The following is a 15,028-nucleotide window of genomic DNA, read 5'->3' as shown; positions in this document are numbered from 1 at the left end:
TGTATACGGGCCCTGAACTCAGCACAACCCGGTTACCTCCAGGAGAACTCATTCGTGTCCGTATACCTCTATCGCTGGGGCAAATTCGCCTTCCGCCGCAAGTGGATAGTTCTGCCGGTGTGGCTCGTACTCCTCGGAGTGCTCGGCCTCGCCAGCGGCTTGTTGAGCACATCGATGAGCGACGAATTCAGCATGCCGTCGCTGCCGTCGGAACGCGCCACCGAGATCTTGGACAAGCAGTTTCCCGGCATGTCCGATCGGTTCAGTATCGACGCCGTCAGCGGTGCCTACGTCATCAAGGCGCCCGAAGGTACGAAGCTGACCGACGCGAAGAACAGCGCCGCCATCGACAAGCTGATCGCCGACCTGAAGGCGCTGTCGGTCGAAGGCGGCAAACATAAGCTCGTCACCGAAGAAGACGCCGCGGCGCTGAAGAATCCGGTCGACGCGACCAAGGCGATGGGCTGCCTGACCGCCGCCGACCCGGCCGTATGCTCCGGCGCGCCGCTCAATGTGCTGAGCAAGGATGCCCCGGCCACCGTCGCCGTGCTCGCGGTGCCGTTCGACATCGCCTCGTCGATGGACATCAGCGACGAAGAGCGGCACGCCGCCTACGCCGTGGCCGACCCCGCCCGCGAACAGGGCTTGACCGTCGAGGTCGGCGGGGCCATCGAGCAGGAGCAGGAGCAGCCAAGCGGCCAGGCCGAGATGATCGGTATGGGCGTGGCGCTGATCGTCATGGTGATCGCGTTCGGCGCCGTCGTGGCAGCCTTCGTGCCGATCATCACCGCCATCGTCGGCCTGGGTGCGGCCATGTTGGTGATTTCGCTGAGCACCTCGATCGTCGAGGTACCGAGCTTCACGACGTTCCTGGCGTCGATGATCGGTATCGCGCTGTCCATCGACTACGCACTGTTCATCGTCTCCCGCTACAAGCACGAACTGCATGTCGCGGAAAGTCCCGAAGAAGCCGCGGGCGTCTCCGTCGGCACCGCCGGATCCGCGGTGGTGTTCGCCGGTCTCACCGTCATCGTCGCCCTGGGTGCGCTGAGCGTCGTCGGGGTGAACTTCCTGACCTTCATGGGTCTCGGAGGCGCCATGGCGGCCTTCTTCGCCGTACTCACCGCCATCACACTGATGCCCGCCCTGCTCGGCGTTTTCGGCCGCTTCCTGTTCAAGCCGAAGATGCCGCTGGTCGCCCGGCACGACCCGGAAGACGACACCTCCGTCACCAACGGCATGCGGGTGGCCCGGGTGATCGGTAAGAGACCGTGGGTCGCGCTGCTCATCGCTGTCGCCGCACTGGCCGCGCTGGCCACTCCGGCCCTCGACCTGCAGTTGGGTCTGCCGGGGGAGGACAGCTTCCCGCCCGACTCCACGGTCCGGCAGGCCTACGACATCCGGACGGCGGGCTTCGGCGAAGGCAGCAACGGCATCCTGACCGTGGCCGCCGACCTGGAGAAGGTGCCGGAGGGTGAGCGCAAAACCGCGGTCACGGCGCTGCGCGACCGGCTCGCCGAGTTCCCCGAGATGGATTACGTCACCACGCCGCAGGTCAGCGAGAACGGGCTGGGCGTAATGCTCAACGGCGTCCCGAAATCGGGGCCGAACGATCAGGCCACCAAGGACCTGGTGCGCGACGCGCGCGCCGCCGAGGGCGCATTGACCGAGCAGTACGGCATCGAGTACGGCATCACCGGCACTACCGCCATCTACGCCGATATGGATCACGTTTTGCTCGGCAAGCTCGTCCCTTACCTGGCGATCGTGGCCGGTGCGGCGTTCGTACTGTTGATCCTGGTGTTCCGGTCCATTTTGGTCCCGCTCACCGCGGCCCTGGGTTTCCTGCTTTCCATGGCGGCCACCTTCGGTGCCACCGTACTGATCTTTCAGGAAGGCGCCTTCGGCCTGATCTCCGATCCGCGGCCGATCATCAGTTTCTTGCCGATCATGTTGATCGGCTTGGTGTTCGGTCTCGCCATGGACTATCAGGTGTTCCTGGTGACCCGCATGCGCGAGGAATACGTGCGCGGCAAGTCGCCGAAGGAAGCCATGATCTCCGGATACCACCACGGTGCTCGTGTGGTCACCTCGGCGGCGATCATCATGATCTCAGTGTTCGGTTCGTTCCTGCTGGAATCCGACGTCACCGCCAAGTCGATGGGCTTCGCACTTGCCGCCGGTGTTGCCATCGACGCCTTCGCGGTGCGGATGGTGCTGGTCCCGGCGCTGCTGGTGGTCATGGGTAGGGGGTCCTGGTGGATTCCGAGGTGGCTCGATCGCATGCTGCCGGACATCGACGTCGAGGGGGCGAAGCTGCGAGAGTTGCAGCGGGCGCAGTCCGAGCCGGTCGCTGCGCACTACGTGTCGGCGGAGTCGGAGGTCCCGGTGCAGGCCGCGGAGCAGATCTGGGAGCCTGCCGCGCCGGTCATCTCCGAGCCGGAGCTCGCCGCAGCTGGCGACCCACATTCGGTCACGAACAGCAGTGGGGCGCAACGGTTGTCGGGTGTAGCGAACGGACAGGTCCTCGCCCCGGCGGGTGGCCGGACGATCCGTGGCGGCATTCGCCGTGATGACGGGCACCCGGTGCCGGACGCGGCGCTGACACTGATCGACCAACGTGGACATCAGGTTTCGCGGGCGACCGGCGACGGTGGCGGCACCTACACCATCGAATTCCCCGCGCCCGGAAGCTATGTCCTGATCGTCTCGGCGAACGGGCATCAACCCGCCGCGGTGAACGTCACCGCCGCGGACGGCCCGCAGCATGTCGACGTCACGCTGCAGGGGTCCGGCGAGTTGTCGGGTGTAGTGCGCACGGCCGCGCGGGAGCCGGTGGCAGGTGCCACGGTCACCGTGACCGACCTGCACGGTGAAGTGGTCGGCGCTGCCGTGACGGCGGCCGACGGCGCGTACACCTGCAAGGGTTTGCTGGCGGGAACCTACACGTTCGTGGCCGTTGCCGCCCGGATGCGGCCCACCGCAACAACATTGACCGTGCCGGACAGCGGCCGATTACGTTTCGACGTCGAACTGGCCCCCATGGCGACTCTGTCGGGAACGGTGCGCGCCGACGGCCGGGCGGTGCATGACGCCCAAGTCACCGTGCTCGACTGGTCCGGTGCGGCCGTCGGCACCGCCCACACCGACGAGCACGGCCGCTACACAGTGGCCAACCTGCCCGAGGGCGAATACACCGTCGTAGCTCGCGGCTACCCGCTGGTGACCGACCAGGTAACCATCACCGGCAACCAAGTCGACCACGACATCCGCCTGGGCTTCGACATCGACGAACACGCGGAGCTGTTGTGAGTGGGGTTCACTCGGGCTGCGGCGAGAGGATCTCGACGTAGCCGTCTGTGCCGTTCAGTCGGATTTGCTGGCCGTCGCGGATCAGGTGGGTGGCGTGCTCTACGCCTACGATGGCGGGGAGGCCGTATTCGCGGGCGATTACGGCGCCGTGGGTCATGAGGCCGCCGACTTCGGTTACCAGGCCTGCGATCGCGACGAACAGTGGGGTCCAGCTGGGGTCGGTGTAGGCGGTTACCAGGATGTCGCCGGGTTCGAGATCGGCTTGGGCGATGTCGGAGACGACGCGGGCGCGACCTTCGATCGTCCCGGCGGACACCGGCATGCCGGGCAGTGCACCCGTGGGCACATCCTCGCGTCGATACGCGCCGGTGAGGGCCGCACCGTCGGAGGTGAGCACGCGCGGCGGAGTGAGTGCCTGATATGCGCGGAATGCCTCCTTGCGCTCATCGATGAGCTCCGCGCTCAGACGGTGCGTGCGGACCACCTCGCTGAGCTCGCCGAAGCTCAGGTAGAAGATATCTTCGGGCTCGCGAAGAACTCTGGCCTGTACCAGACGTTCGGCCTCGCGCAGTAGGGCCCGCTTGTAGACGAAGTATCGGCTCACCATGCCGTATTTCGGATACTCCCGATACCCGGAGAAAGTGCGGACGCGATCGATCATCCGTTCGGTCTCTGCGGCCTTCTGCTCCCCGCCGGGCAGCGTGCGCAAGCGTTCCAGGAGTTGTTTCTTCTTCTGCTCGGCATCGCGAAGGCCGTCTTCGAAGCGCTGCCTGCCCGCGCCGGGCCCGAAGTTCTTGATATTGCCGAGGATCGTCGGCACGAGCGTGGTGGGGCGTTCGCTCCAGCGTGGTCTGGTGATGTCGATTTCGCCGACACAGCGCATGCCGTACTTGTCTAGGAAGCCCTCGATCGCGGCGCGCGCCTCGTGGCCGCCTGGGTATTCGGTCAGCTCGTCCAGGAAATCGTCCCGCGTCGGCGCCGTCTGCTCGACCCGCGGCAGGTAGGCCACTACCTCCGGATACGGGCGGATCACATCGGCGACGTCCAGCAGTGCCAGGCCCATCTCGGACGTCACGTTCCCGGGAACCGATTGGGTGAGCGCATCGGCAGCGTTCTTCTCGCCCAGCCATTCCTGCAGCCGATCGTTGAGCCACCCCGCGGCGTCCATCGCGGCCGTGATCACCTGCAAACTCCGCGGTGTGAACAGGACACGCTGCAGTTCTTGAATATCGGTCTGGATGAAGTCGAGCAGCGTTGGTCCGGACTTGGTTTCGATGTCGCGTATCAAGGCGGTGAGGGAGGCCTCGCTCTCCGCGATCAGCTCGGTGACGACGTCGGGATCGGCCTCGATCGGCGCGGGTGCGGCACCGGGCGCGGGCGGTGCGCCGACGGAATCTTCTTCCGGCACTTGACGAACGAAGTCACCGCGCTCGATGACGGTCCGCAGCGCGTCCCCGATCAGCGGATCGGACTTGCCGAGCCCCTCGACCAGCCCGGTGCGGGTCGTCGGTGACGACAGCGCCTCGGTGACATCCACGAACAACCGACCGCCCGCGTCACGCATGGGCGCCCGACTCGTGAGCTGCCACAACGAGATCCCCAGGGGCTTCATCGCGTCGGTCATCATCTGCTGATGGCCGACCGAAACGTAGACGTGGTATTGCTCGTCGGCGGCCGCAGGAATCGGGAACAGCGTGGTGATCGGCCTGCTCTGCACGATGCGGATGTCATCGCCGTCGAGGCACCATTCGATGTCCTGCGGGCTGCCGAATTGTGCTTCGATGCGGCGGCCCAGCCGGGCGAGCCGGAGCACCTCGGCATCGGAGAGCACCGGCTCGTCACGGCGCTTCCGGTCGATCTCCCGCACCTGTGTTCCGCCAGTCGGTGCGGGCTCGACGGAGAGCTTTTTGGTGGCGATCGTCCTGCCGGTGATATTGCCGTGGCGAACCTGGTAGACGTCGGCGTTCACGAGGCCGGAAACGAGGGCCTCACCGAGGCCGAAGCCGGCGTCGATGGAAACGATCGTCCGGTCGGAGGTGACGGGGTCGGCGGTGACCAGGATGCCCGCCGCGCGCGGGAACACCATCCGCTGTACGACCACTGCCATCCGAACCGCCTTGTGGCCGAAACCATTTCGCAGGCGGTAAGTGACTGCCCGCTCGGTGAACAGTGAGCCCCAGCACCGACTCACGTGTTCGAGGATCGCCGTGGATCCCACGATGTTCAGATACGTGTCCTGCTGGCCCGCGAAGGACGCGGTAGTCAGATCCTCGGCGGTCGCACTCGATCGGACAGCGTAGGCGCCATTCGCACCCAGTCGGGTGTGCGCACCTGTGATCTCGGCCGCAACCTCCTCAGGAATGACGAAATCCTCGACCGCGCAACGGATTTGCGCGCTCAGCTCGCGGATCGCGTCCCGATCGTCCGGTTCGAGGCGCGACAACTCGTCGAGCCGATCCTCGATCGATGGCGCGGCCGCCACGGTCCGCGCGAAGGCTTCCGTCGTCACACAGAAACCGTCCGGCACCTCGACACCGTCGATCCGCGACAGCTCCCCGAGATTCGCACCCTTGCCGCCGACGATCGCGACTTGCGTGCGGTCGATCTCCCCTAAGCCGAGCACATAGGCCATCCCGCTACTCCTCACCTGGTGTTTTCGGCAGTTCGCGAGCGATTATGGACCACAAATCGGAGGCTCATGAGGCCACGGAATCGTGTATAAAGTAGAAGGGGGAAGGGAACGACGAACCGCCTACATCAAGGTAGCGCGTGGGTCTGTCGACGAGTGACGGTCAGTCGTGAATCGAGTAGTCGGACAACGGCACAGACGCATCGCGACCCGCCCGAGCGGAGCAATTGTCCCGCGTCCGGTGCCGTACAAGCGTTGTCGTCTCGGGTTCGGAGCGCGACTCCAGGGTCCAACGGCGATGAGTTTCGCCGAGGTGTCCGGTCTACATCTACGAACGTGACCGACCGCACCGGAGGAGAACAGCATGACCGTTACCTACACCTTCGACGTCTTTACCAGCCTCGACGGCTTCGGCTCCGCCAGCGGCAACTGGCGAGGCTACTGGGGTAAGCAAGGTCCCGAACTGCTCGAGCACCGCCTCGCGGTATACGGCGAGGACCAGCGAATGGTGTTCGGGGCCAATACATATCGAGCGTTCGCGCAGATGCTGGCGTCGAGTACCGAGGAGTCCGAGGTGCGTGACCCGTGGGTAACCCGGATGCGGAATCTGCCGGCAACGGTGGTGTCGAGCACGCTGCGAGGGCCGCTCGACTGGCCGGATGCGACGGTCGTGAGCGGCGACGCCGTCGACGTTGTCGCTCGGCTCAAGGAGGAGTCCGAAGTGCCGTTGCGCTCACACGGCAGCCTGTCGTTGAACCGTTCGCTGATGGCCGCCGGTCTGGTCGACCGCGTCCAGGTGACGGTCTTTCCGGTGATCACCGGTCAGACCGGAGCGGACCCGATCTTTCAGGGCGCGGCCGACTTCGACCTCGAGCTGATCGAGAGCCGGACGCTGGACGGTCGCACCCAAGAGCTCATCTACCGGCCCACCCTGCATGTCTGAGTTGTCCTTTCCCCGTTGAACATTGGCCGCATCGCTCTGCTCGCACCCATGATTTCGGGCCCTTCCGATCGGCCGAGCCGGTAGCGTGCACACGTGACCCCACCCATCTCGGCGACCCCCATCGTCGCGGTAGCCAGCGGAAAGGGCGGTGTCGGCAAGTCCAGCGTTGCACTGGCACTGGCTCGGGCACTCACCGCCAGTGATGTCCGCGTCGGTCTCGTCGATGCCGACCTCGCCGGCCCAGACATTCCGCGTATGGTCGGCTTGCGCCGCGATGTCCCGACCGCGTCGCTGCGCATCGTCGACTTCGGCCCCCACCGAACCGATCTCGAAGCGATCGAGGTCGACGGCATCCAAATCGCATCCGCCGGATTCTTGATGGCGGGCACCCAGGCCTTCACCGTGGGGGAGGGCTTTGCTGACATGCTGCTCACCCGGCTGATCACGCGTACCCAATGGAATCGCCGCGAGGTCCTCATCGTCGACCTGCCACCCGGAACCACCAGCATCGGGAACGCGCTGCGGATCGCCGACCGCCTCGCCGTCATCCTTGTTGTCACACCAGCCGAAGTGTCCCACCTCGACAGCCATCGACTCACCACCGTGCTGAACCAACTGAAGATCCCGGTACTCGGCGGCATCGAGAACATGGCCTACCTCAGTTGTCCCGACTGCGCGCACCACATCGAATTGCATCCCCCGACCCCGGCCGATCGCACCATCTGGCATCGCGTCATCAGTAAGCTCGCCAGCCTGCCCTACCGGCCGGGCGCCACACCGACCATCTCCGATCTCGCCCCGGTCACGACGGCCGTTCGTGACTACCTCTCCCGCGCCGACTGATCCTCACTGGGGTGACCTGGAGGGTAATTGGCCGGAGCAGGGACGCTTCTCTACATCCGGCCGCCCTGGCTCAGCGTCCCGCGGCGGTGAGCTGGTAATCCGCTTCGAGCAGCATCCATCCGCTCAGCTGTACCGACAGATCGCGGCTCAGGTTCGCGGACGAAGCGGCGGACGACTGCATGAGCTGGGGAAAGGTGCCCGGCTGCTCCGGCACCGTGACCGGGCGGCTCCAGTCCACACCGAACAGCGGTAGCCCATCCACCTCGGCGCGGTGATTCCAAGCGGCCCGCGCGGAAGTGTGCACGATATTCGCCGCGGTCGTGTCGCCCAACGCCAATGCGGCTTCCGCGAGATATCTGGCGAGGATACCCATGAACAGCCCGGAGTCGTCTCCCGCGGCCGCGGCGATCACCCCTGCGTGGGTGAGCCCGTCCGCAGCCGCGGCAACGAGGGCCGCCGCGCGCCTGCGATGCTCCAATTCCCCTGTGCGCACTGCCAACTCGGTTTCCAGTCCGATGGCCACGCCCTGGCAGTAGGTGAGGACGGTGCGGTCTACTCGACCGCCGGGCTCATGGACGCCGTCGAGGATCAGGTTGCGGTCGGTGTCGCGCAATCGGGTGTGCAGGAAATCGGCCAGTTGTCCGGCACGGGACAGCTCGCCTGAACGGGCCATAGCGATACCGGTCGGACCGATTGCGGGGGTGTTGTAGTACTCGTCGCCGGACCGCCAAGGCACCGCACCCACGACCGGATTCCAGCCGTCGATCAAGGCAGCTTTCAAATCGCTTGCAGCGTCGCCGAACCGCACCCCGAGCAACCGGTCCGCGCGTTCGAGCGCCAGCGCCAGCCACGCCATATCGTCGTAATACCGGTTGGTCCAGCCGGTGAGGTTGCGGGTCCGAATACCGCGGGCGATGGAAACGACCCGGTCTATTCGTTCGGGGGTGCGGGCGCGGTACGCGGCGTCCACCGCACAGTCGAGAAGGTGGGCTTGCCACCAATAGCACCATCGCACGAACGACTGGTCCAATGAGGACGCAGGCCAGACCAGCGTGCCCAGTCGCGTCTGCGGCCGACCCCAGAGCGTGCGCACATGCCGCTGCACGAGCGCCTGTTCCGCCAGTTCAGCCCGCTTTCCGGGATCCTCGGGCGCGACAGACACCTTCCGCGTGATAGTCACCGCCTGCGTCGGCTCCGCCATGACGCTGAGTGCGATCGACGCTCCAGTCGCCAACAACACACGACGTCGGCTGATCCCCATGTTCCGGCGATCCATCCGCGCGGACTCCCTTTACTGAACGAGCACCAAAGCCGGAACCATGCAGCTACATCTTATCTTGCGATGACCGCCGCGGCGCGGCGTCGACCCGTGACGCCACGCCGCGGTGCGAAGCCCCTCCGACTGCCGCACCATGAGCTAGGTGCCATCGCCCCAGTGTCTCACCGACCTGGCCCGGGCAGAATCCTTCGCCCGCCGCACTGCCGATCTTCTACTAGACGGCGATCAGGCCGGTGTCGTATTCATCCAGGTGGCAGGTCGGTCAGCAGGAGGGCGTAGGAACGGCCGGACTTCGGGATCGTGTGTCCGGCCTCGCGCCATGCCCACCCGCGGTAGATCGCGTACGCGGGGGTGCTGGGGTCGACGCCGAGAACGGCGATCGGTTCGGTGCGACCGCGCAGCAGTTCGTCGAGGAGTTCACGGCCGAGTCCCTGTCCACGATGGCTTTGCCGCACAGCCAGTTCCATGATCGCGAACTTCGCGACACCGATGGCCGCGGGCGGCGGTGGTGTCGCGGCGTCGTGCCACCACTGTTCGGCCGGGATCGTGAACCCGTAGGCCATGCCGACCAGTGTGCCGTGGTGCACCGCTCGGACTACCGCGAATCCGGGGCGGTCCATTTCATCGAGGAGCAGTCCGCGGAAGCACGAAACCTGCTCCGGCCCCTCGTAATAGGGCGGCTCGGCGAACACCTCGGCATACAGGTCGATGAGCGCGTCGATATGTGTTACGGCGGTGCCGGTTCCGTCAAGCAGAATCATCGGGCCCAAGCCACCGCCTTGTCTCACACTGATGTGGTTGGTGAAATGGTAAGCCAGCAAGCAGGATTCGACCGCGAGCCCAGCGGTGGTTCCGCCCGGCGGGCGTTGCTCACCGTGGCTGGTGGAAACTCTCGAAGAACTCGACGGCTTCGAAGGGCATCTCGACACTTCGGGGGAACATGGCCTGCTCGTACTCGGTGAGCGCGGTTTCGACGTCATCGGGGTGCGCGGCAAGGGCCTTTCCGAGGTCGGCGCCGTCGAGCATGGCCAGGTTGGCTCCTTCGCCGGTCGGCGGTGCGAGGTGGGCGGCGTCGCCGAGCAGGGTCACTCCCGGGACACGATCCCACCGGTGTCCGACGGGCAGCGTGTACTGGGGGCGCAGGAACGGTGCGGTGTCGCTCTCGGTGATCAGCGCGGTGAGTTCCGGTGTCCAGCCGTCGAATTCCCGCGCGATCCGTGCGGTGGCCGCGGCGGTATCGGTGAAATCGATGGCGGCGAACCAGTCCAGCGGTTTGGCCAGTATCGCGTAGATATGCAGGGTCGCGTCTTTTTCCCGGTGCGCGAAGAGCTCTGTGCCCCGGGCTGCCGCGATCATCGACCCGCCGCCGACAGCTTTCGCGGCGGCGGGATGGTTGGTGTCGGCGTCCAATAGGTAGGTCTCGACGGCCGACTTGCCCGCGTATTCCGGGGTGGCACTGGACAACAGCGGCCGCACTCGGGACCACGCGCCATCGGCGCCGACCAGCAGGCTGGTGGCGACGGTGCTGCCGTCGGCGAAAGTCAGCCCGTAGCGGCCCTTTTCGAGGGGACGAACACTGCTGAGCTTGTGTGCCCACCGGACGGTACCGGCTGGGAGCGAGTCGAGCAGGATCTGGCGCAGCTCGGAGCGCTGCACCTCGGGGCGTCCGCCCGTGCCGTCGTCGGCCTGGTCGACCAGGACGGTGCCGTCCGGGTCGAGGACCCGCATCGCCTGGTGCCCGTCCAGGATGATGCCGCGAAACTCGTTCATCAGATCTGCCGCTTCGAGGGCGAGTTGGCCGTTGTAGTCGTGGATGTCGAGCAGCCCGCCCTGCGCCCGAGCAGTGGGGGACGGCTCTGCCTCATAGACTGTGGCCGCGATGCCGTGCAGGTGCAGGACGCGGGCGAGGGTGAGTCCGCCGAGGCCGGCGCCGATGATCGTCACGGATGTGGGCATGGTGGTTCCTCGTGCTGGGGTGCGATTGGCTTGCTGCTCTGCGTGTTCGGTCACGCTGACGAGGTTGCCGTGCGGGAATTGCACCGCCCTTGCGCGTGGCTTGCGTGCTCATGCGCCTATCTCGCGGGTGGTGAGCGCCGAGCGGTAGGAGATGGTCAGAGTGGGCGGCGAGCTGTGACGATCCAGGCACGTGAGTCGAAGTACACGCCGCCGTCAGGATGCCTTCGGTGACGGTCGGGTCGGCCAGCGAGAACGGGTCCGGCCCGCGGGGTGTGGCCGAGGCGGCGGTGAGGGACTGGCGGATCGCGGTGGCCCACTCAGACGGCGGCGCGGGCCGCCTCGCGCGTGGACTGCCCTGTGCCACAACCGATGTCGAGCACGCAGTCGTGAGCACCAACGCGGGTCGCGGCGCGGAAGCGTTCGTTGTGCAGGCGCAATTCCGCGTCGTAGTCGAACAAATCGGACATCACCGTCACTGTAGCCTTCTCCTCGAAGGTCGGCAGCCAGAGCGCCGGCCGCAGCCGGGTCATGGTCGGCCGCCGGTGTGCTGGAGCAGCGCCGGGACGAACACGTCCCACAGCGGCTTCGGCAGGTCGTGCCCGGCGCCTTCCAGGGTCAGCAGTGTCGCGCCGGGAACCGCGTCGCGCACCGCGTGTCCGTGCGGGAGCGGGCACACCGGGTCGCGGTCGCCGTGCACCACCAGAGTCGGCGCCTTGATGGCGGCAAAATCGCGGGAAGATCCGTCGAAGCTCATCGCATAGTGGTTGACGAGGGTGGACGCGATGTCGCGAGCGCGGGCCACGTCCCGCTCGACCAGCGTGCGCGTGGCGGTCTCGTCGAAGTAGGGCGAGCCGCCCGAGTACGCCTTTGCCGATGCGACAACAAAGTCCACCACCGCGGCGGCATCGGCGGGGTCCGGATCGGCGGGGATGCCGCTGCTCAGCTCGTCCGACGACGGCGGGAGTCCGTCCTCGCCCGTGGAGGTGGAGACGAACGTCAGTGACTTCACCCGGTCGGGGTGGTCTACCCCGAGGATGAGCCCGATTCCGCCGGACATCGACCGGCAGACAATGTGCGCGCGCTCGACGTTCAGGGCGTCCAGGATGCCGAGCGCGTCCCCGGCCAGATCGGTGAACGTGTAACCCGGCCGCCCTGGCGGGTAGCTGGTGGATCTGCCGGTGTCCCGGTTGTCGTAGCGGATGACGAACCGGTCGCCGCGCGCGATCTGTTCGCACAGCTCGGACTCCCACCAGAGCATCGAGGCGGCCGCACCGTCGATGAGCAGGATCGCCGGATTCGCGGGATTTCCGAAGGTTTCGACGCACAGCTCGACATCGTTGATCTCGACGAGCTTCTCGCCATGGGAAAGGTGATCAGTCACGAATGCAACGTTAGGCCCGTTCGGAGTTGGTCTCGCGCTGCGCGGAGGACGTTGTGAGCACGGTGGGCCGGGTCCGTGCTCACGGCAGGTTGGAGAAGTGCACGTCGTGGGCCACGGCGGTGACGTGGAGGCCGTCGGTGCCGGGCTGGATGGCCGTGAGTTGTGCGCCGAGCGGGAGGCGCTGTAGCGGCACGGTGAAGGTGAGGGTTCGGCGCAGCATCGACAGGGGGACCGTTGGTCCGCCGACCTTGGACTGGACCGAGACGGGAGTGACTTCGATGCCGTCCTCGGTGGGGGCGACGGTGACGACGACCGTCGCGGGCACGGGGATTCCTTCCACCGAGAATGTCCCGGTGACGCGCACCCCGTCGGGGCTGTAGGAGATCGACTCCACTCCCGAGGGGGCGAAGCCCCGCACGGTGTCGTAGGGAACCACGGCCGTCGCTGCCGCCGTGGTCGCGACGAGGTTCGATGTGCGGTTGTTGAGCAGATCGGTCAGCGGCGCGGCTACGTCGGTGAGCGTGACATCGAGGTTGTGGACGGTGATGTTCTGTCCGCTCCAGTCGCCGACCTGGATGTCGATGTCGTGATATTTGCCGTCGACGGCCTGGGTCAGGAATGGGAAGCCGTTGATGTCGACGCTCGGTTGGTGCGCGAGCTCGTATTCGGCGGCGATCTTGCGGCCGATCTCGTTCTGTGCCATCACGACCGCGACCCGGTCGCCGACGACCAGCGCAATCGCCAGCACGACGATCAATATCAGCAATGCGCGCATGCGCTCACCCGTTCAAACATTCCACCATCATGCTGTGGATCGCGGCGGGCCGGTGCCCGCGCCCCCGGATGCTGTGGTCCCCGGCGATCCGCGAGGTCGTGGACCGGGCGGTCGGCCACCCCGAAACCGGCTGTCGTAGTGGGGTTTCGACACTGTCGAAGGCGCTCGGGCGCAAGTAAACTAGCTTCCATACACGGGGCGCAAGGAGCTGCCATGTCACCTGGTCCGCGAACTCAGAAGCACGGGCGCCGTCGATCTGCCGGAATGGTCCGGGCCGCCACCGTTCTCGCGATGCTCACCACCCTGACTCTGACTCCCACCGAAGCCTCCGCGCAGCCATACCCGATCTACGGAGCGATACGGGTGGAATACGACGAGGCCGGTGGTTTCGTCTTCTTCGGCAACGCGGTGAACCCGGAGTCCGATGCCGCCCGCGGCGGCCGCTGGCAAGCGTTCGAGAAGGACAGCTCGATCTATTGGCATCCGCTGGTATCCGACGGTCATGCCAACCAGATCGGCGGTGCGATCCGCGCCAAATGGGGCGAACTCGGCTGGGAGAACGGCGCGTTGCGCTATCCCACCAGCAGAGAGCTCCCGACCCGTAAGCCAGGTCGTTTCAACCACTTCGAGGGCGGCACGATTCACTGGTCGCGGGCGACCGGGGCGCACAACACCTGGGGAGCGATCCGCGACAAGTGGGCCACCCTCTCCTGGGAGGACGGCAGACTCGGCTTCCCGGTCATCGACGAGTTCCGCGCCAAGAACGACGGGGCCGGGCAGCATTTCGAGGGCGGTTCGATCTACTGGTCACCTGACACCGGCGCCCGCGTGATCGTCGGGGCGATCAGGGACATCTGGGCGAGCCAGAACTGGGAGAACGGCCGCTACGGCTACCCGATCAGCGACGAGTACGACTACAACGACGGCCGAGCCCAAGACTTCCAGGGCGGCCGCATCGAGTGGCATCCGCCCCGCTGACATTTATCGGCTGTCCCGGCTTGTACGGTGGCTGCCCGAGACCCGGGGGCCCACTGTGGCCGTGTGCGGACCCAGTTATGCAGCTTGCGCATATGTCTGCGAACCGAGGGTAGGCGGTAAGAGCAGCTACTTCGACGAATGGAGGCTCTGATGAACGCCGACCAGAACATTTCCGCGGACCGCGGCCCGGCGCTCAGAATTCCGCGTAGCCGGGGAGCCCTCGGCGGGCTCGCGGTGTTATTGCTGGGTATCTGGGGTGCACTGATTCCGTTCCTCGGGCCGTACTTCGATTTCGCGTTCACGCCGGATGAGTCATGGGTGTGGACATCGGCACGTGGCTGGCTCGAGGTGCTTCCCGGTGTCACCGCGATAATCGGTGGGTTGCTGATGCTGGCCAGTCGCAACCGCCTGGTAGCCGGCTTCGGTGGTTGGCTGGCAGCGGCGGCGGGCCTGTGGTTCATCGTCGGGCCGTTCCTGGCGGACCTGCTGAACATCGGCGCTGTCGGCGACCCGGTCGCGACGTCCGACCTGAAACGCGCCATCTTGCAGCTGACCTTCTTCTACGGTCTCGGCGCGCTGATCCTGTTCTTCGCCGCGACCTCACTGGGCCGGTTGTCAGTGCGTAGTGCCCGCGATATCGCCTTCGCCCGACGCGAGGTCGATGCCAGAGACGCGGTACGAACGGACAATCGTGGTGCCGTGGTCGACGCGCCAGGACCGGTGACTACCACCGAGCGGCCCACCGTCGGAACACAGCCACGTATGCACAAGCCGGGATTGGGCGGCGGACACGCTTGATCCACAGTGGTGACGAAAACGACCGGCGGGCGAGTCTGTCGTCCGCCGGTTAACCCGTGGCCCTCGCGGAGACGGGCAATTCGTCTATTCCGCTGCTACCCATTTTCGTGATTCGAGCGACTTCCGCGGCACCG

The 15,028-nt window shown here is 66.2% G+C and carries 12 protein-coding genes and 1 pseudogene; 6 read left to right on the top strand and 7 right to left on the bottom strand.

The window, feature by feature from the left end:
• Window positions 1-54: 54 nt before the first annotated feature.
• Together ACFK0J_RS22950 and ACFK0J_RS22945 are read left to right on the top strand one after the other, a co-directional pair.
• A pseudogene (locus ACFK0J_RS22950) lies at window positions 55-2,349 on the top strand (MMPL family transporter); the annotation flags it as partial.
• 15 nt (window positions 2,350-2,364) lie between these two features.
• Complete coding sequence (locus ACFK0J_RS22945; protein WP_378742961.1) at window positions 2,365-3,312, top strand: collagen binding domain-containing protein; 948 nt, start codon at window positions 2,365-2,367, stop codon at window positions 3,310-3,312.
• A gap of 7 nt (window positions 3,313-3,319) precedes the next feature.
• On the opposite strand, the gene rph is transcribed toward ACFK0J_RS22945, so the two are convergent.
• Window positions 3,320-5,944: a rifamycin-inactivating phosphotransferase gene (gene rph, locus ACFK0J_RS22940; protein ID WP_378730514.1), complete on the bottom strand. Its 2,625-nt coding sequence runs from the start codon at window positions 5,942-5,944 to the stop codon at window positions 3,320-3,322.
• Window positions 5,945-6,305: 361 nt separating this feature from the next.
• Between rph and ACFK0J_RS22935 the strand changes: the two genes are divergently transcribed.
• Both ACFK0J_RS22935 and ACFK0J_RS22930 read left to right on the top strand, forming a co-directional pair.
• On the top strand, window positions 6,306-6,884 hold the full coding sequence (locus ACFK0J_RS22935) for a dihydrofolate reductase family protein (RefSeq protein ID WP_378730511.1): 579 nt from the start codon (window positions 6,306-6,308) through the stop codon (window positions 6,882-6,884).
• A 93-nt stretch (window positions 6,885-6,977) separates the two neighbouring features.
• Complete coding sequence (locus ACFK0J_RS22930) at window positions 6,978-7,727, top strand: P-loop NTPase (RefSeq protein WP_378730509.1); 750 nt, start codon at window positions 6,978-6,980, stop codon at window positions 7,725-7,727.
• Between the two features lie 70 nt (window positions 7,728-7,797).
• Here ACFK0J_RS22930 and ACFK0J_RS22925 read toward each other — a convergent pair whose 3' ends face one another.
• The 6 genes from ACFK0J_RS22925 to ACFK0J_RS22900 all read right to left on the bottom strand — a co-directional run bounded on the left by ACFK0J_RS22925 (window position 7,798) and on the right by ACFK0J_RS22900 (window position 13,118).
• Window positions 7,798-9,003: a glycoside hydrolase family 76 protein gene (locus ACFK0J_RS22925; protein WP_378730507.1), complete on the bottom strand. Its 1,206-nt coding sequence runs from the start codon at window positions 9,001-9,003 to the stop codon at window positions 7,798-7,800.
• Between the two features lie 245 nt (window positions 9,004-9,248).
• Window positions 9,249-9,767, bottom strand: coding sequence for a GNAT family N-acetyltransferase (locus ACFK0J_RS22920; RefSeq protein WP_378730505.1), 519 nt, complete (start codon window positions 9,765-9,767; stop codon window positions 9,249-9,251).
• A 109-nt stretch (window positions 9,768-9,876) separates the two neighbouring features.
• Window positions 9,877-10,962 (bottom strand): FAD-dependent oxidoreductase, encoded by a 1,086-nt coding sequence (locus tag ACFK0J_RS22915; RefSeq protein WP_378730502.1) that lies wholly within the window; start codon window positions 10,960-10,962, stop codon window positions 9,877-9,879.
• A gap of 317 nt (window positions 10,963-11,279) precedes the next feature.
• Window positions 11,280-11,492 (bottom strand): hypothetical protein, encoded by a 213-nt coding sequence (locus tag ACFK0J_RS22910; protein ID WP_378730500.1) that lies wholly within the window; start codon window positions 11,490-11,492, stop codon window positions 11,280-11,282.
• Window positions 11,489-12,343, bottom strand: coding sequence for an alpha/beta fold hydrolase (locus ACFK0J_RS22905; protein WP_378730498.1), 855 nt, complete (start codon window positions 12,341-12,343; stop codon window positions 11,489-11,491). Before ACFK0J_RS22905 ends, ACFK0J_RS22910 begins: the two co-directional genes overlap by 4 nt.
• Before the next feature lie 79 nt (window positions 12,344-12,422).
• A complete protein-coding gene (locus tag ACFK0J_RS22900; RefSeq protein WP_378730496.1) occupies window positions 12,423-13,118 on the bottom strand; it encodes a DUF2993 domain-containing protein in 696 nt (231 codons plus the stop codon).
• A 291-nt stretch (window positions 13,119-13,409) separates the two neighbouring features.
• Here ACFK0J_RS22900 and ACFK0J_RS22895 point away from each other — a divergent pair, with 291 nt between their 5' ends.
• Both ACFK0J_RS22895 and ACFK0J_RS22890 read left to right on the top strand, forming a co-directional pair.
• Window positions 13,410-14,096, top strand: a complete 687-nt coding sequence (locus ACFK0J_RS22895) for an LGFP repeat-containing protein (protein ID WP_378730494.1) — start codon at window positions 13,410-13,412, stop codon at window positions 14,094-14,096.
• A 150-nt stretch (window positions 14,097-14,246) separates the two neighbouring features.
• The gene (locus tag ACFK0J_RS22890) at window positions 14,247-14,894 is read left to right on the top strand and encodes a hypothetical protein (protein ID WP_378730492.1); all 648 of its coding nucleotides are present in this window, start codon (window positions 14,247-14,249) and stop codon (window positions 14,892-14,894) included.
• The last annotated feature ends 134 nt before the right edge of the window (window positions 14,895-15,028 follow it).

The sequence above is a fragment of the Nocardia brasiliensis genome, assembly GCF_042691675.1.
Classification (GTDB): domain Bacteria; phylum Actinomycetota; class Actinomycetes; order Mycobacteriales; family Mycobacteriaceae; genus Nocardia; species Nocardia brasiliensis_D.
The sequence above is the reverse complement of the archived record's forward strand: the minus strand, read 5'-3'. Positions and strand labels throughout refer to the sequence as shown.